At 68.8% G+C, this 15,556-nt stretch carries 19 protein-coding genes; 4 read left to right on the forward strand and 15 right to left on the reverse strand.

What is annotated here, in order from left to right; genetic code table 11:
- Positions 1-191: 191 nt before the first annotated feature.
- Genes ACFWMR_RS19065 through ACFWMR_RS19075 form a run of 3 tightly spaced genes read right to left on the reverse strand, consistent with a single transcriptional unit; the run spans position 192 to position 2,034 of the window.
- Positions 192-1,274 (reverse strand): PLP-dependent cysteine synthase family protein, encoded by a 1,083-nt coding sequence (locus tag ACFWMR_RS19065; protein ID WP_093939111.1) that lies wholly within the window; start codon positions 1,272-1,274, stop codon positions 192-194.
- A complete protein-coding gene (locus ACFWMR_RS19070) occupies positions 1,271-1,549 on the reverse strand; it encodes a DUF4229 domain-containing protein (protein ID WP_093939110.1) in 279 nt (92 codons plus the stop codon). Before ACFWMR_RS19070 ends, ACFWMR_RS19065 begins: the two co-directional genes overlap by 4 nt.
- A gap of 11 nt (positions 1,550-1,560) precedes the next feature.
- Complete coding sequence (locus ACFWMR_RS19075) at positions 1,561-2,034, reverse strand: Lrp/AsnC family transcriptional regulator (RefSeq protein ID WP_167406446.1); 474 nt, start codon at positions 2,032-2,034, stop codon at positions 1,561-1,563.
- Between the two features lie 248 nt (positions 2,035-2,282).
- On the opposite strand from ACFWMR_RS19075, the gene ACFWMR_RS19080 reads away from it, so the two are divergent.
- Positions 2,283-2,495 carry a BldC family transcriptional regulator gene (locus ACFWMR_RS19080; protein ID WP_005151795.1) on the forward strand — a complete coding sequence of 71 codons (213 nt, stop codon included), beginning with the start codon at positions 2,283-2,285 and terminating at the stop codon, positions 2,493-2,495.
- A 149-nt stretch (positions 2,496-2,644) separates the two neighbouring features.
- Positions 2,645-2,827: a hypothetical protein gene (locus ACFWMR_RS19085; RefSeq protein WP_005151794.1), complete on the forward strand. Its 183-nt coding sequence runs from the start codon at positions 2,645-2,647 to the stop codon at positions 2,825-2,827.
- A gap of 3 nt (positions 2,828-2,830) precedes the next feature.
- Here the strand turns inward: ACFWMR_RS19085 and ACFWMR_RS19090 are convergent, their stop codons facing one another.
- From ACFWMR_RS19090 to hemL, 8 genes are all read right to left on the reverse strand, one after another.
- Entirely contained in the window at positions 2,831-4,150 is a 1,320-nt protein-coding gene (locus ACFWMR_RS19090; protein ID WP_378379294.1) for a MinD/ParA family ATP-binding protein, read from the reverse strand.
- 79 nt (positions 4,151-4,229) lie between these two features.
- Positions 4,230-5,210, reverse strand: coding sequence for a c-type cytochrome biogenesis protein CcsB (ccsB, locus tag ACFWMR_RS19095; protein ID WP_378379295.1), 981 nt, complete (start codon positions 5,208-5,210; stop codon positions 4,230-4,232).
- Between the two features lie 5 nt (positions 5,211-5,215).
- Complete coding sequence (gene resB / locus ACFWMR_RS19100; protein ID WP_378379296.1) at positions 5,216-6,793, reverse strand: cytochrome c biogenesis protein ResB; 1,578 nt, start codon at positions 6,791-6,793, stop codon at positions 5,216-5,218.
- The gene (locus ACFWMR_RS19105; protein ID WP_378379297.1) at positions 6,790-7,563 is read right to left on the reverse strand and encodes a cytochrome c biogenesis CcdA family protein; all 774 of its coding nucleotides are present in this window, start codon (positions 7,561-7,563) and stop codon (positions 6,790-6,792) included. Before ACFWMR_RS19105 ends, resB begins: the two co-directional genes overlap by 4 nt.
- 165 nt (positions 7,564-7,728) lie before the next feature.
- On the reverse strand, positions 7,729-8,400 hold the full coding sequence (locus tag ACFWMR_RS19110; protein WP_378379298.1) for a rhomboid family intramembrane serine protease: 672 nt from the start codon (positions 8,398-8,400) through the stop codon (positions 7,729-7,731).
- A 149-nt stretch (positions 8,401-8,549) separates the two neighbouring features.
- Positions 8,550-9,131: a TlpA family protein disulfide reductase gene (locus ACFWMR_RS19115; RefSeq protein ID WP_378379299.1), complete on the reverse strand. Its 582-nt coding sequence runs from the start codon at positions 9,129-9,131 to the stop codon at positions 8,550-8,552.
- Positions 9,128-9,760, reverse strand: coding sequence for a histidine phosphatase family protein (locus ACFWMR_RS19120; RefSeq protein WP_093939103.1), 633 nt, complete (start codon positions 9,758-9,760; stop codon positions 9,128-9,130). Before ACFWMR_RS19120 ends, ACFWMR_RS19115 begins: the two co-directional genes overlap by 4 nt.
- A complete protein-coding gene (hemL, locus tag ACFWMR_RS19125) occupies positions 9,757-11,061 on the reverse strand; it encodes a glutamate-1-semialdehyde 2,1-aminomutase (RefSeq protein ID WP_378379300.1) in 1,305 nt (434 codons plus the stop codon). Before hemL ends, ACFWMR_RS19120 begins: the two co-directional genes overlap by 4 nt.
- 122 nt (positions 11,062-11,183) lie before the next feature.
- Here hemL and ACFWMR_RS19130 point away from each other — a divergent pair, with 122 nt between their 5' ends.
- Positions 11,184-11,675, forward strand: a complete 492-nt coding sequence (locus ACFWMR_RS19130; RefSeq protein WP_093939101.1) for a TspO/MBR family protein — start codon at positions 11,184-11,186, stop codon at positions 11,673-11,675.
- Here the strand turns inward: ACFWMR_RS19130 and ACFWMR_RS19135 are convergent.
- Genes ACFWMR_RS19135 through hemB form a run of 4 tightly spaced genes read right to left on the reverse strand, consistent with a single transcriptional unit; the run spans position 11,672 to position 14,026 of the window.
- Entirely contained in the window at positions 11,672-12,046 is a 375-nt protein-coding gene (locus tag ACFWMR_RS19135; RefSeq protein ID WP_093939100.1) for a hypothetical protein, read from the reverse strand. The two genes, ACFWMR_RS19130 and ACFWMR_RS19135, sit on opposite strands and share 4 nt — an antisense overlap.
- Positions 12,024-12,479, reverse strand: coding sequence for a hypothetical protein (locus tag ACFWMR_RS19140; RefSeq protein WP_378274652.1), 456 nt, complete (start codon positions 12,477-12,479; stop codon positions 12,024-12,026). The genes ACFWMR_RS19135 and ACFWMR_RS19140 overlap by 23 nt, the downstream gene beginning before the upstream one ends.
- Entirely contained in the window at positions 12,476-13,027 is a 552-nt protein-coding gene (locus ACFWMR_RS19145; protein ID WP_093939098.1) for a hypothetical protein, read from the reverse strand. The genes ACFWMR_RS19140 and ACFWMR_RS19145 overlap by 4 nt, the downstream gene beginning before the upstream one ends.
- Positions 13,028-13,054: 27 nt before the next feature.
- The gene (gene hemB / locus ACFWMR_RS19150; RefSeq protein ID WP_378379301.1) at positions 13,055-14,026 is read right to left on the reverse strand and encodes a porphobilinogen synthase; all 972 of its coding nucleotides are present in this window, start codon (positions 14,024-14,026) and stop codon (positions 13,055-13,057) included.
- A gap of 165 nt (positions 14,027-14,191) precedes the next feature.
- On the opposite strand from hemB, the gene ACFWMR_RS19155 reads away from it, so the two are divergent.
- Positions 14,192-15,463: an Nramp family divalent metal transporter gene (locus ACFWMR_RS19155; protein ID WP_378379302.1), complete on the forward strand. Its 1,272-nt coding sequence runs from the start codon at positions 14,192-14,194 to the stop codon at positions 15,461-15,463.
- Positions 15,464-15,556: the final 93 nt, after the last annotated feature.

A 15,556-nucleotide genomic window follows, 5' to 3' on the forward strand; every position in this document is an offset into this window, starting at 1 on the left:
TGGATTTGGGTGCTTTGGACTACAATAAATCAACACTGTCCCGGCCGGGCAGCCGAGGAGACGTGGGGTGTGTGGAAACAGGGACGTTGAACGTCCCTATTTCCACACACCCCCTCACGCACTCACCGGCCACGTCGAGCGGCCAGGCGGAGCTGCAACGCCCACCCGCACCGGACAGCCGGCCGCGGATCTCAAGCCTCCGGAGCGAGCTTCCCGCTCACCAGGAACTCCCGGTACTTCTCCAGGTAGGGCTCGATGTCGATGTTCTTCTGCGCCAGCCACGCGTCGTCGTAGTACGTGTTCGCGTACCGCTCGCCGCCGTCGCACAGCAGCGTGACGACGCTGCCCGCCTGACCTTCCGAGACCATCCGCGAGATCAGCGTGAACGCGCCGAAGAGGTTCGTGCCGGTCGAGCCGCCCGCCCAGTGCCCGGTCCGCTCACGCAGCACGCGGATCGCCGCGAGCGAAGCGGCGTCCGGCACTTGCAGCATCTCGTCGATCACGCCCGGCACGAACGACGGCTCGACGCGCGGCCGCCCGATTCCCTCGATCCGCGACGGCATGCCGGTCGCGTAGTCGAGCGCGCCGGTCTCCCAGGCGCCGTAGAACGACGAGTTCTCCGGGTCGACGACGGCGATCTTCGTGGTGTGCCGCTTGTAGCGCACGTAGCGGCCGAAGGTCGCGCTCGTGCCGCCGGTTCCGGCGCCGACCACGATCCACGTCGGCACGGGGTGCCGCTCGGACTGCATCTGCGCGTACACCGATTCGGCGATGTTGTTGTTCCCGCGCCAGTCCGTCGCGCGCTCGGCGTAGGTGAACTGGTCGAGGTAGTGGCCGTTGCACTCCGAAGCGAGCCGCTCGGCCTCCGGGTACATGTCCGGCGCGCGGTCGACGTAGTGGCATTCGCCGCCGTAGAACTCGATGAGCGCGATCTTCTCCGGCGAGGTGCTGCGCGGCACCACGGTGATGAACCGCAGGCCGAGCATCCGCGCGAAGTACGCCTCCGAAACCGCCGTCGAGCCGCTGGACGCCTCCACGAGCACGGTGTCCTGCCCGATCTGACCGTTCACCAGGCCGTACAGGAACAGCGAACGCGCGAGCCGGTGCTTGAGCGAGCCGGTCGGGTGGACGGACTCGTCCTTCAGGTACAGGTCGATGCCCCAGTCCGCGGGCAACGGGAAGACGTGGAGGTGCGTGTCGGCGCTGCGGTTCGCGTCGGCCTCGATGATGCGGACGGCTTCGCGGACCCAGCTGCGGCTGTGAAGCCGGCTCACGCCGTCCCGTCCGCTCGGTCGCCACGCAGCTGGGAGCGCAGTTCGGCACGGGCGCGAGCGCGCTTTTCGTTGCGGCGGGCGAGCCCGGCGGTCACGCGCGCGTTCAGCGAGCGGAACAGCAGCATGCCCAGCGGCAACCCGACGAGCAGCCCGACGAGCAGCGCCACCAGCAGCGGGACGTTGGCCAGCAGCAGCCCGCCGCCGATGACCCCGACCAGGGCGAACCTGGCCAGCAAGTACAACGTCAGGTCTCGGGGCAGGTGATTGTCGCTCACATCAACGCAGGCTACGCGTTGCCGTTCCGCTCGTCCTCCAGGCCCGCGTTGTTGGGCCGCCCTTCGAAACGGGTGGAGAGCACGACGGTGGTGTTCGTCCGGCCGACGCCGGGGATCCGCCGCAGCCGGTTGAGCGACCGCTCCAGATCGTCGACGGTCGCCACGCGCACCTTGACCACGAAGGCCTCGTCACCCGCGACGGCGTAGCAGCTTTCGACCTCGTCCAGCGCCGCGAGCGCGGCCGCCACGTCCTCGTCGGTCGCGGTGTCGGTGGGGTGGATGCCGACGAGCGCCGTCACCCCGAGTCCGACGGTGCTGGGATCGACCATGGCGTGGTAGCCGGTGATCACGCCGGCGGCCTCGAGTTTGCCGACCCGTTCGTGCACTGACGACGCCGAGAGCCCGACAGACCGGCCGAGGTCGGCGTAGGTAGCCCGCCCGTTCTCCCGCAATGCCGCGATGATCTTCCGATCCACCTGGTCCACCGCTACACCTTAGGGGCCGGGGCCCGATTCGGGAGATCAGGGCGCGTTTTCGTACATCTGTGACAAGTCCTCGGGGCCCGGAGACCCATGTCGCGGTTGTCGGTTTTGACCTTTAAGGGCTCTTTACTGTTGGACAACCGTTCGAGTACCTGACGGGTGAGATGCAACGATTGCCGTGTTGGCTACCCGGCACGACGGGCACTGTGCCCGCCTCCGGTTTAGCAGTGAAGCCGTGAAGGAGGCGGAAAATGACCGCGACCATGGGCGGAAGGTTGCTCACCCCCGGTGAAGTGGCGGCCCTGTTCCGGGTTGACCCCAAGACCGTGACCCGATGGGCGACCGCGGGCCGGATCGGCTCGATCCGCACTCCCGGCGGGCACCGCCGGTTCCGTGAGGCCGAAGTGAACGAGCTCCTCGCCGAGCTCACCACCGACGCCAGCGAACCCGCTCGCAAGGTCTGAACAGGCATTTCTCCCAAACGGGACTCCGGTGACGAAGGGCTCAAGACGGCCCTTCGTCACATTGGGGTATCCGTGGGTCCCCCCGCGCGCGGCAAAGAGGCTAGCCTCGTGGGACTGAGCAACGTCCTCCACGCGGAAAGGGACCGAGCATGATCTATCTGCTCGCGGCCATCGGAGCGCTCACCGTCGCCGTGGTCTTGTGGCGCGCGTTCGGGATCGAGCGCGTCGGCGTGCCCTCGTCGCGGCCGACGCTGGCCCCGGACGACGACCCCGACTTCCTGCGCAAGCTCGGCGAGCAACAGCGCAAGGGTAAAGACGAAGACAAAGAGTAAAAACTAGGGCTGGATCGGCTGGTACTGCTGGCCACCGAAGCCGTCGGCGACGGTGGCGGCCAGTTCCAGCAGGGCCAGCCGGGTGTCGGCGTCGAGGCGGTCCAGTTCGATCTCGGCGCCCTCTTCCAGGTGCGGGTCGAACGGGATGCGGCAGACCGAGCGGACCCGCGCGCCGAAGTGCGCGGAGAGCTTGTCGAGGTCGACGGAGCCGCCCTTCGGCCGCACCGAGTTGATCACCGCGACGGACCGTTTGACCAGGTCGCCGTAGCCGTGCGCCTCCAGCCAGTCGAGGGTGGCCGAAGCACTGCGCGCGCCGTCGACGGAGCCCGACGAGACCACCACCAGCGCGTCCGCGACGTCCAGGACGCCCTTCATCGCCGAGTGCATCAAACCGGTCCCGCAGTCGGTGAGCACGATGTTGTAGAAGTGCTCCAGCAGGTTGACCGTGCGCCGGTAGTCGTCCTCGGAGAACGCCTCCGAAACCGCCGGATCCTGCTCGCTGGCGAGGATCTCCAGCCTGCTCCCGCCCTGCGACGTGTACGAACGGACGTCGCTGTACCTGGTGATCTTGTCCGCGTCGCGCAGCAGGTGGCGGACGGTCGCGGTGGTCTCGATCGGGATCTTCTGCGACAGCGTCCCCCGGTCCGGGTTCGCGTCGACGGCGACGACCCGGTCACCGCGCAGCGACGCGAACGTCGAGCCCAGCGTGGTCGTCGTGGTGGTCTTGCCGACGCCGCCCTTGAGGCTCAGCATCGCGATCTTGTAGCACCCGCGCAGCGGCTGGTTGATCTGCGCGATCAGCTCGCGCTTGCGGGTGTCGGCCGGGCTCTCCCCCGGGTTGATGAGCTTGCCCGTGCCCACATATAGCGCCTTGCGCCATCCCGACTGCGGCTTGCGCTTCTGCGGTTTGACCAGGCTCGCGGTGGCGAGCTCGTCCGGCAACGCGTGCCTGCCCTGTGGCTGCGGGAGCCCCGGGACCGGCTGCTGCTGAGGCGCGTATTGCTGCTGCTGAGGCGGGTACTGGGCGGCCGGCTGCTGGACCTGCTGCGGCTGCAACGGCGGCAGGTTCTGGTCGTAGGGCTGCTGGTACTGCCCGTGCGACGGCTGCGGCAGCGGCGGTTGCTGAGCGGGCTGCTGCTGCGCGTACTGCCCCTGCTGCTGCGGATACTGGGGCTGGACGACCTGGGTCGGCTCGGCCTCGAAGGCGCTCGCGGGCGGATGCGGCGCCGAATCCGTCCGGTCCTCGGAGAACAACTCCGAGGGCTGGGCGCTCTCGGTGGGTTCGGGGTGGCCAGGAGCCGATTCTTCGCTGGGTCCGGTCACCGCTGAATTCCTCCTCCGCGCACGTCTTCCCCCGTTACCTCAGTATTGACGGTAGTCGGCTCGCGTGCAGCGGCGACGGTCAGCCCCCGGCGTAGGAGTGCAGACCGGAAGTCACCAGGTTCACGAAGAACAGGTTGAACACCGTCGCGGAGAAACCGACGACGTTGATGATCGCCGCCCGCTTGCCCCGCCAGCCCGCGGTCGCGCGGGAGTGCAGGTACGCCGCGTAGATGACCCACGCGACGAACGCGACGGTCTCCTTCGGGTCCCATCCCCAGAACCGGCCCCAGGCCGCTTCGGCCCAGACGGCGCCGCACAGCACGCCGAAGGTGAAGACGGGGAACGCGAAGATGGTCGTGCGGTAGGCGATGCGGTCGAGCACGTCCGCGGTCGGCAGCTTCGGGCCGAACTTGGGGAACTTGGCCGGGTTGTCGTCGTGGGCGGAGCGGAAGAGGTAAAGGACGCTCGCGACGCCGGGGACCAGGAAGACACCCGAGCCGATGATGGCGGCGGAGACGTGGATGATCAGCCAGTACGACTGGAGCGCGGGCTGCACCGGCGCGGCCGTCGTGTACAGCATCGTGCCGTTGATGAACATCAGGATCACGACCGGCGTGAGCAGGAAGCCGGTGAGGTGGCGGACCGGGAACTTCCGCAGGATGACGATCCAGGTCAGGACCGCGATGAAGGTCGTGGCCATGCCGTACTCGTACATGTTGCCCCACGGCGCGCGGTGCACGGCGAACCCGCGCAGCACGATCGCGGCAAGGTGCAGCAGCGCGGCGAGCACCAGCAGCGCGGCGCCCATGCGGCCGATGCGCTCGGGGCGGCCGATCTCGCGCGGCGGCTCGGCGGGTGCCACCGCCGTCACCCCGGTCACCGACGGACCGCCGGCGCCGACCAGTTCGCGGGCCTTCTGCTTGGAGCGCTCCGCCGCCAGGCGGCCCTTCGCCCCGAAGCCCTGCTCGATGAGCGCGAACATCAGCGCGAGGACGTAGATCGCCGTCGCGGTGGTGTAGGAGTAGTCGCTGTACTGGGACAGCGTCTCGTTGATCGGCATGACCTCTAGTTGCCTCTCTGCCCCTGGACCAGCTTGCCGCTGATCCGCTGGAACTCTTCTCCGTAGCCCGCCTGATCGGTGCGCGCCAGCCCGGCGACCTCGATCACGGTACCCGTCTCACCTTCGCGGGCCGGGGTCACCCGGACCCAGACCCGGCGCCGTTTGACCAGCAACGATCCGGCCAGCCCGATCAGCATCGCGACCGCGCAGACCAGTACCCAGCCCTGCACGGGATCGTGCGAGACCTGGATGGCGACCCATTCCTGGACGCCGTCGAAGCGGACCTTCGTGCCGTCGTCCAGCACGGTCTCCTGCCCCTGGTCCAGGTTCTGCCGGGTGAGCTTCTTGAGCCTGCCGTCCTCGACGAGCGATTGGTCGATCTGGAAGATCGACTGCCCTCGTCCGGCGTCGAGGCCGAGGTCGCCGCGGTAGATGTCGACCGCCACCGCCGGTTTGTTCGCTTCGGGCCGCGACGACGTCAGCACGTTGCCGTGCATGAACGCGGTCGGCGCGAGGAGGCCGGTGATCGCGAGCTGACGGGTGCGGCGTTCGATCGGGTCGGTGATGCCCGGCTGGTCGATCTTCGTCGCGCCTTCGGAGAGCTTCGTCGGCTCGTCGGCGGGACGCCACGGCGTGATGTTGGTGCGCACGGTGCCGTCGGGGAAGGTCACCGTGAACTTCGGCGAGTAGCCGAAGTTCAGCAGGTAGACGCGGTCGCCCGCGGTGCGCAGCGGCGAGTTGACCTCGAGCCCGTACGGCTTCCACGCGCCGGTCTTCAGGTCTTCGCCGGACTGGTACTCCATGTTGGAGTGGTAGTAGTTCGCTTGCCCGGTCGCGGTGTAGCGCGCCTCGAAGTCCTTCAGCCGGATGCAGAAGGGGTTGAGGTCGGTGCCGTCGACGCGCAGCCCGGCGTTGAAGGTGTCGTAGCCGAGGATGCCGGCGTTGCACCACTGGCTGTTGTCGGCCTGGACGATGACCTGGCCCTCGTAGCCGAAGAGCTTGCCGAGGGCGAAGAAGACGATCAGGCCGAGCATGCCGAAGTGGAAGACGAGGTTGCCGGTCTCGCGGAGGTACCCGCGTTCGGCGGAGATGCTTCGGACACCGTCGGCCTCTTCGCGCTCGACACGGCGCCAGCCCTTGAGGAGCTCGTGAGTGTCCTTCATGACCGTCTCGGCGGTCCGGTCGGTCGTGGTGGACACGTGATGCGGCATCCGCGAGAGCTTGCGCGGCGTGATCACCGGCTTCGCGCGCATCGCCTTCGCGTATTCGAAGCTGCGCGGCGCGAGACAGCCGATGAGCGAGACCATCAGCAGGATGTAGATCGCCGAGAACCAGACGCTGCCGTAGACCTCGAAGAACTGCGTGCGGTCGAGCAGTTCGCCCCACCAGCCGTGCGCGGCGATGTACTCGTCGGTCTTGGCGGCGTTGAGGTTCCGCTGCGGCAGCAGGGCGCCGGGCATCGCGGCCAGCGCGAGCAGGAACAGCAGCACCAGCGCGGTGCGCATCGACGTCAGCCCGCGCCAGGTGTTGCGCAGGAACGAGAGGACCCGCTTCAGCGGCGTCGGACGGTATTCGGTGGTCACAAGGGCAGCCTGATGTCGGTCACGAGGGTGTTCCGGATCCAGCCGGTCATGTCGCCCCACAGGCCGGTCACCAGCAGCAGGCCGACGATCAGCAGCAGGACGCCGCCGAAGACCTGCACCTGACGGCCGTGGCGGCGCAGCCAGTCGGTGGCGCGGACGGCCCAGCGGGTGCCGAACGCGATGAGCAGGAAGGGCAGGCCGAGGCCGAGGCAGTAGACCAGGATCAGCACGTACCCGCGCGCCGCCGCCCCGCCGGTGGCGCTGGCCATGGAGATGACCGCGGACAGCGTCGGCCCGATGCACGGCGTCCAGCCGAGCCCGAACACCGCGCCGAGCACCGGCGCGCCCCACAGTCCGCCGCGCGGCACGTGATGCGAGCGGAACTCGCGCTGCAGGCCGGGGATCCAGCCGATGAAGACCAGCGCCATCGCGATCGTCAGCACGCCGCCGAGGCGCTGGAGGAGTTCCATGTTGACCGCGACGGCGTCGGCGATCCACACCAGCGTCCCCAGCGTCACCACGAAGACGACGGTGAACCCCAGCACGAACAGGGCCGCCGCGCCGACGACGGCGAACCGGCCCTTCTTGCGCTCCTCGTCGGCGCTGACCGCGGGGGCGTCCGCGCCGACCAGCGCCGCCAGGTACGCGAGATACCCGGGCACCAGCGGCACGACGCACGGCGACGCGAAGGAGATCGTCCCGGCCAGCAGCGCGACACCCGCTGCGAGCAGCAGTGGCCCGGTCAAGGCCAGCTCGGTAACGGAGTTCACCCGGCTGAGCGTAGGCAGTGTGGTCGGAGTGAAAACGCCGGGGCGCCCTCAACGGGACCTACGTCGCACCCGGTCAGGACGTTGGTCCCGTCGTCGTTTCCCGCATTTCGTCCTCTGGATGCGGTAGTTGCACGCGCAAGGACCGCATCCAGAGGACGAAACGCTCTACTTGGGGGAGTCGGGCGGGGTGAGCGGGATGGTGGGGAACGCGGGCGCGGTGACCTCGGGCTTGGGACGGCGGTCCCGGAACACCCAGCCGCCGATCAGGCCGCCGAGGAACCCGAAGAGGTGCGCCTGCCAGCTGACTCTCGCGTCCTGCGGGAACAGGCCGGCGAACTGGTAGGCGAAGCACAGCGCCATCACCAGCCCGATGACGATGTCGATCTTGTGCCGGTCGAAGATCCCGCGCACCAGGACGTACCCGAAGTACCCCATGACCAGGCCACTCGCGCCGACGCCGACCGTGCCGGAGTCGTGGAGCGTCCAGGCGCCGAGCCCGCTCAGCACCGCGATCAGCACCGTGACGCTGAGGAACTTCTTCACCCCGCGATACGCCGCGAGGAACCCGAAGATGAACAGCGGCCCCGAGTTGAACTCGATGTGCCCCCAGCTGGCGTGCAGCAGCGGCGCGGTGAGCACTGTCGGCAGCGAGCTGATCTCGCGCGCCCGTGTCCCGTACTCGTACATGAGGCTGTAGCCGCCCACCGCGTTGTAGATCTGGATCAGCCAGAGCACCACGAGCACGCCGACCATGACCCAGAAGGCCTTCTTGGCCTCCGCGATCATGGCCTCGGCGTCACTCTGCCCGGATCTGGGCACATCCGAAGCGGTCGTCATTTCCTTCTCCCCAGTTCAGAGCCGCTTCCGGGCGGCCGTGGCGAGGAGGATAACCACTCGGACCGACAGACCATCGCGTTTCGTCCTCTGAATGCGGTAGTTGCCCGTGCAAGGACCGCATCCAGAGGACGAAATGCGAGAGGGAGGGGTCAGGCGGGTTCGGCGGCCAGGCGCTGGACGACCGGCAGCAGGTCCGAAGCCAGCAGGTCCCGCAGGAACACCGCCGCGACGCGGTGCTGTTTGTCCAGCACGATCGTCGACGGGATGATGTTGCGCGGGTAGCCCGAGAGCTGCAGCAGCGTCCGCCCCGACGGGTCGTAGATCGACGGGTACGACAGCTTCCGGTCCCGCATGAAGTCCTGTGCCGGGGCACGGTCGTTGTCGCGCAGGTCGATGCCGACCACCTGGACGCCGGACGCCTTGGTATGGTCGTAGACCTTCTGCATCTCCGGCGCCTCGACGCGGCACGGCCCGCACCACTGGCCCCACAGGTTCAGCACGATGACCTTGCCGGGGAAGTCCGCGATCGAAAGCTGCTTGCCCTCGTTCATCAGGTCGTCGCCGGACAGCGTCGGCGACGGCTGGCGGTCCGCGACGTCGTAGGTGATGTCGACCTTCCCGCCCGGCGACACGAAGTTGAACGTGCCGCCGGTGACGACGGCGTCCTTGCCGGTGGTGCAGCCCGTGACGACGAGCAGCAGCACCGCCATGGCCGCCAGCGCGCGTTTCATGCCCCCGTCACCTTCGGGTCGGTCGTGCCGGCGGGCTCGCTGTAGACGATCCGCACGAGTTCCTCGCCCTCGAAGACCAGGCTGGTCAGCGAAGCGAGCGAGCACTGCCGGTTGCGCGGGTCGTGCCAGAGCCGCTTCGCCTCCAGGAACCGCCGTACGGTCCAGATCGGCAGCTGGTGCGAGACGCACAGCGCCTCGTGGCCCTCGGCCGCCCGCCGCGCCCGGTGGATCGCGCCGAGCATGCGGTGCGCGATCTCGACGTACGGCTCACCCCACGACGGCCGGAACGGGTTGACCAGCTTCGGCCAGTGCTTCGGCTGGCGAAGGGCGCCATCGCCGACGGCGACCCGCTCGCCCTCGAACTGGTTGTCCGCCTCGATGAGCCGATCGTCGGTCGCGACGTCGAGCCGGTGCGCGGCCGCGATCGGCGCCGCGGTCTCCTGAGCGCGCTGAAGCGGCGAAGCGACGACGTGCGTGATGTCGTGCGTCGCGACGGCCTCGGCGACGGTCAGCGCCTGGCGCTGGCCGCGGTCCGAGAGCTTGAAGCCGGGCAGGCGGCCGTACAGGATCTTGTCCGGGTTGTGCACCTCACCGTGGCGGAGCAGGTGCACGATCGTCGTCTCGCTCACGCCTGGACCGCCTCGGCCGCCGCGCGAGCCGCGACGCGCAGCGCGGAGGAGATGATCTCGAATTCGGCGTCGCCCATGGCCGCGTTGACGAACCAGGCTTCGTACGCGCTCGGCGGCCCGTACACGCCGTTGTCCAGCAGCGCGTGGAAGAACGCCGGGAACCGCCAGGTCTCCGAAGCCTGCGCGCCCGGGTAGTTCGTCACCGGGTTCTCACTGAAGAACACGCTGACCAGGTTGCCCGCGTATTGCACGGTGTGCGCGACGCCCGCTTCGGTCAGCGACCGGTCGAACAGGTCGCCGAGCCGCTTCGCGTTGGCGTCGAGGGCCGCGTACACGGCGTCGTCGGCCGCGCGCAGCGTCGCGAGTCCGGCGGCGACGGCGACGGGGTTCCCCGAAAGCGTCCCGGCCTGGTACACCGGCCCGCCCGGGGCCAGCTTCGCCATCACGTCGGCGCGGCCGCCGAAGGCCGCGGCGGGCAGCCCGCCGGACATCACCTTGCCGAAGGTGTAGAGGTCGCCGGCGACGCCGTCGAGGCCGAACCAGCCCGACTTCGAGACGCGGAACCCGGTCATCACCTCGTCCATGATCAGGAGCGCGCCGTGTTCGCGCGCGATCTCCTTGAGCCCGGCGTTGAAGCCTTCGGCCGGGGCGATGGCACCCATGTTGCCGGCTGCGGCTTCGGTGATGATCGCGGCGATCGACTCCAGATTGTCCACAAAGGACTTCCGGACCGCGTCGAGGTCGTTGTAGGGCAGGACGATCGTGTCGGCCGCCTGCGCACCGGTGACGCCGGGCGACGTCGGGAGGCCGAGGGTCGCGACGCCGGAGCCCGCTTCGGCGAGCAGCGCGTCGACGTGACCGTGGTAGCAGCCCGCGAACTTGATGATCTTCGCCCGGCCGGTGAAGCCCCTGGCCAGCCGGATCGCGCTCATCGTCGCTTCGGTGCCGGAGTTGACCAGGCGGACCTGCTCCACCGGCTCCACGCGTCCGATGATCTCCTCGGCGAGTTCGACCTCACCGCGCGTCGGGGTGCCGAACGACAGCCCGTTGACGGCGGCATCGCGCGCCGCGGCGACGACGTCCGGATGCGCGTGCCCGAGGATCATCGGCCCCCACGAGGAGACCAGATCGACATAGCGGTTGCCGTCGGCGTCCCAGAGATACGGACCCTCGCCGCGCACCATGAAGCGTGGGGTGCCGCCGACGGAGTTGAAGGCCCGCACCGGGGAGTTCACCCCGCCCGGGACCGCGGCCTTCGCTCGTTCGAACCATGCCTTGGACTGATCGACTCCGGTAGTCACGCCCCCAGTCTCGCAAATCCCGGATGACACCCGCCGCCGAGGCGTCGCGGTTCCGGGCACGGCGTGACCAGGCCCACTAGGGTGGGAAGCACTCCCGTCGAAACCCTCGCGGAGGAATCCCCGTGTCCATGGTGCCGTCTCCGCCGACCCACCACCGCCGCCTGCGCTGGCAGGCCCTGACCGGATTCATCGCCCTGTCCGCGATCGTGGGGGCGGTGGCCGCGCTCGCCGTGGCCACCCGCTCGGAAGCGCAGAACCTGCTGGCCCGCCCGTCGTGGGCGCCGCCGGGCTGGCTCTACGGCCCGGTGTGGTCGGCGCTGCTCCTCCTGGTCGCCGTCGCGGGCTGGTGCTACTGGCGGACCGACGGCGAAACGCGCGGCTTCGCCTTCTACGGCCTCTGCCTGCTGTTGACTCTGCTGTGGACACCGCTGTTCTTCGCGGGCAGCGCACACGTCCTGGCGCTGGCCGACGTCGTCGTCCTGGACTTCGTGGTGCCCATCACGATGATGGAGTTCGCCCGCCGGTCGAAGCTCGCGGCCTGGCTGCTCGTGCCGTATCTGCTGTGGCTGCTGTTCTCGACCGCGGTCAACGCCGCCGTCGTCTGGCTCAACTAATCTTTCGGTTTGCGGCCCTTGGCCCGGACGGCGAGCAGGAACTGGCGGATCGCGTCCACGACGAGGATCGCGGCCAGCACGCTCAGCCCGATGGCGCCCGCGAGCGGACCGCCGAAGTAACGCTGCGATTCCAGCGTCGTCGTCTCGTTGTAGGTGATCACGACCGGGACGACACCGGCCTTCCAGCACGCGAAGGCGCCCCACACCGCGAGCGCGGCGAGGATCAGCTCGACGGCCCCCACCAGAGCGCGCAGGGGTTTGTGCAGCCGGGCCGCCGGCCGGGTGTCCTCCGGTGGCCACAGATCGGCGCCGGTCGGCTGAGGAAGGTCGATCACGGTGAGCAGTTTCTCATGACTCTGTGGTGCGAGCACGCACCAAATCCCGAAGAGCCTCGCGGAGGGCGTCCGGGTCTTTGGCCCAGGCGCGGACGTAGACACCGTCGTCGAGCTTCAACCCGACCTCGCCGTGCTTCTTGGGGATCGTCCAGCCGCCGCCGAGCACCCGCGATCCGATCGGCGTCTCCTCGTCCTCGATGACCTCGGTGATCCGCGCCGCCTCCAGGGTTTCCCGGCCTTGCCGGTAGCCGTCGGGAGTGACTTCGAGCGAGAGATACCGGCGGCGGGCGTAGACCCACGGCACGGTGATCGCCACCAGACCCACCGCGACCAGGATCCAGGCGAGCCAGTGGACCGGGCCGCCGGTCGCCAGCTCGGCGAGCAGCCCGGCGGCGGCGAACAACGGTGCCCAGAGCAACGCCGTCCAGCCGACGCCGGGTTCGCCGTAGAGGGCCGGCTCGGACGTCATCGCAACTCGCGTCCGATCTTCGGGAAGAAGTCGGAGACGCTGGGCAGGTACATCAGGACCAGCGCGATCGCCACCAGCAGGGTGGAGACCAGCAGGAACACGTTGAGCGAACCGCGCAGGATCAGCAGCTCCACCAGCACCAGGAAGACCGCCCCCACGGTGAGGACCGTCCTGGCCGATCGCGTTCCCTCGCGGGCCTTGTACGCGAACAACGCGAACAGGACGGCGAAGGTGACCGCGCCACCGAACAGCATCCACAGCAGGGTGGTCACGCCGGACGCGACCAGCGCCGGATCCGCGGGCTGGCCGGGGACCGGGTTCTTCTTGATCTGATCGAGGATCCCCGCGGTCAGCTCGTCTTTGAGCACGAGCAGGGCGATCTGCCCCGCCACCAGGACGACCCCGGCGAGGATCCACAGCCAGAACGAGATGGCGACCGGCTTCGGCACCGCGATCTTCGGCGGCGTCTGACCAGGCAGGATCGGATCGGGCGCCCTCCCCCGCTTGCGACGCTCGTCGTCCGTTTCGCCCGCTTTGCTGTCGGTCACGAACGGCAGCCTACGTGGTCCGGCCGGTCAGTCCAGCCAGGCGGCGGCTTCGGCGGCCCAGTAGGTGAGGATCATGTCCGCGCCCGCGCGGCGGATCGAGGTCAGCACCTCGACGATCGTGCGCTCGCGGTCGAGCCAGCCGTTCGCCGCCGCGGCCTCGACCATCGCGTACTCGCCCGAGATGTTGTACGCCGCCACCGGAACCGGCGACGCCTCGGCCGCCGCCCTGATGACGTCCAAATAGGACAGGGCGGGTTTGACCATGACCATGTCGGCGCCCTCGGCGATGTCCAGCTCGATCTCGCGCAGCGCTTCGCGGACGTTGCCCGGGTCCTGCTGGTACGTCTTCCGGTCGCCCTTCAGCTGCGAGTCGACGGCCTCACGGAAGGGGCCGTAGAACGCGCTGGCGAACTTCGCCGAGTAGGCGAGGATCCCGGTGTCCGTGCGCCCGGCGCGGTCGAGCGCGGCGCGGATGACGCCGACCTGGCCGTCCATCATGCCGCTGGGCCCGAGCAGGTGCGCACCCGCTTCCGCCTGGGCCAGCCCCATTTCCGCGTACACGCGCAGGGTCGCGTCGTTGTCGACACCGCCGTCGGCGTCGAGGACGCCGCAGTGGCCGTGGTCGGTGAACTCGTCGAGGCACGTGTCGGCCATCAGGACCGTCGCGTCGCCGAGCTCGGACCTCAGGTCGCGCAGGGCGATGTTGAGGATGCCGTCCGGGTCGATCGCGCCGGAGCCTTCCGCGTCCCGCGTCGCCGGGATGCCGAACAGCATCAGGCCGCCGACACCGGCGTTGACCGCGTCGACGGCGGCTTTGCGCAGCGTGTCACGGGTGTGCTGGACGACCCCCGGCATGCTGGAGATCGGGCGGGGCGCGTCGATGCCCTCGGCCACGAACATCGGGAGGATCAGCTGGCGCGGGCGCAGCGACGTCTCACCGACCAGCCTGCGCATGGCCGGAGTGGTACGGAGCCTGCGGGGACGATGCTCAGGAAACACCTCTACGACGGTACTCCGGCCCGCTTGAGAACCGGTCCGCAGGCGCGGTGAACGGTTCATTGGTCCGGTCGGGCGACCTTCCCTAAGAGACGGTAAAGAGTCGTGTTCGTCCGTTTTGCTCCAGGTGTGACGCGGGTTACGTTCCACCGCATGTCGAGTTCAACGGTGACCGACCAACTGGAAGAACCGCCCGTCGGCTGGCGCGCACGGCTGCGCCAGGTCGGACCCGGGATCATGGCCGCGGCGACCGGGGTCGGCGCGGGCGACCTCGTCGCGACCATGGTGGCGGGCTCGCGCTTCGGGTACACGCTGCTGTGGGCGGTGCTCGTCGGGACGATCTTCAAACTCGCGCTGGCCGAAGCCGTCGGCCGCTGGCATCTGACGTCGGGCCGGACGATCCTCGCCGGCTGGCGGACACTCGGGGTCTGGGCGCTGATCTACTTCGGGATCTACGCGGTGATCTGGGGTTTCGTCTACGGCGCGACCGCGATGTCGGCGTCGGGGCTACCGCTGAACGCGCTCTTCCCCGCGCTTCCGGTGCGGTACTGGGCGATGATCTGCGGCCTGCTCGGCTTCGCGCTGGTGTGGTTCGGCCGCTACGCGATCATCGAGAAGCTGATGACGGTGCTCACCGGCGTGATGTTCGTGACCGTGGTCGGCACCGCGATCCTCGTCGTCCCGGACTTCGCCGCACTGTTCAAGGGCGCCGTCCCGACCCTGCCCGACGGGTCGCTCGTCTACGTCCTCGGCCTGGTCGGTGGCGTCGGCGGCACGATCACCATGGCGGCGTACGGCTACTGGACGCTCGCGAAGGGCTGGCGTTCGGCGAAGTGGCTGCCGATGATGCGCACGGACAACGCCGTCGGGTACGTCATGACCGGGATCTTCGTGATCGCGATGCTGATCGTCGGCGCGGAACTGCTGCTGGGTCAGAAGATCATCTCGGGCGACAAGGGCCTGCTGTTCCTCGGCGACACCCTCGCCGCCGATTACGGGCAATGGGCACGGATTCCTTTCCTGATCGGCTTTTTCGCGGTCTCGTTCACGTCGGTGATCGGTGTCTGGCACGGCGTGAGCCTGCTCTTCGCGGACTGGTGGCGCATTCTGCGGCTGCCCGGGAACACGACGGAAAGCGTTGAGACGTACGAAAAGAAGGCCGGGGAACGCAGTGTCGCGTACCGGGGATACGTGCTGTGGCTGACTTTTCCGCCGATGGCCTTGCTGTTCCTGGACCAGCCCTTCCAGCTCACCGTGATCTACGGCGTGCTGGGCGCGTTGTTCATGCCGTTCCTGGCGGCGACGTTGCTGGTGCTGCTGAACACTTCGCGGGTGCCGCGGGAAGGTCGGTCCGGCTGGGTCTCGAATGGACTGTTGGGCGTGTGCCTGGCGATGTTCGCGTACCTGGCGTACACGGAGGTCGTGAAGTTCTTCGGCTGAGTGGTGCTTGCCCTCCTGCAGTACATGAAGGCCCCCTTCCTTGCGGCTGGCGCAAGGAAGGGGGGGGTGATGTACTTGGGTGGGTGTGTAGGT

This window comes from Amycolatopsis thailandensis, from assembly GCF_042723255.1.
Classification (GTDB): Bacteria; Actinomycetota; Actinomycetes; order Mycobacteriales; family Pseudonocardiaceae; genus Amycolatopsis; species Amycolatopsis thailandensis.

What these genes read in the sequence shown, in the direction of transcription:
- ACFWMR_RS19085 (WP_005151794.1), top strand. Translation starts at nt 2,645, where the DNA reads ATGATCTATCTGCTCGCGGCCATCGGAGCGCTCACCGTCGCCGTGGTC.
- ACFWMR_RS19080 (WP_005151795.1), top strand. Translation starts at nt 2,283, where the DNA reads ATGACCGCGACCATGGGCGGAAGGTTGCTCACCCCCGGTGAAGTGGCG.
- ACFWMR_RS19140 (WP_378274652.1), bottom strand. Translation starts at nt 12,479, where the DNA reads ATGACGTCCGAGCCGGCCCTCTACGGCGAACCCGGCGTCGGCTGGACG.
- ccsB (WP_378379295.1), bottom strand. Translation starts at nt 5,210, where the DNA reads ATGCCGATCAACGAGACGCTGTCCCAGTACAGCGACTACTCCTACACC.
- ACFWMR_RS19110 (WP_378379298.1), bottom strand. Translation starts at nt 8,400, where the DNA reads ATGACGACCGCTTCGGATGTGCCCAGATCCGGGCAGAGTGACGCCGAG.
- ACFWMR_RS19115 (WP_378379299.1), bottom strand. Translation starts at nt 9,131, where the DNA reads ATGAAACGCGCGCTGGCGGCCATGGCGGTGCTGCTGCTCGTCGTCACG.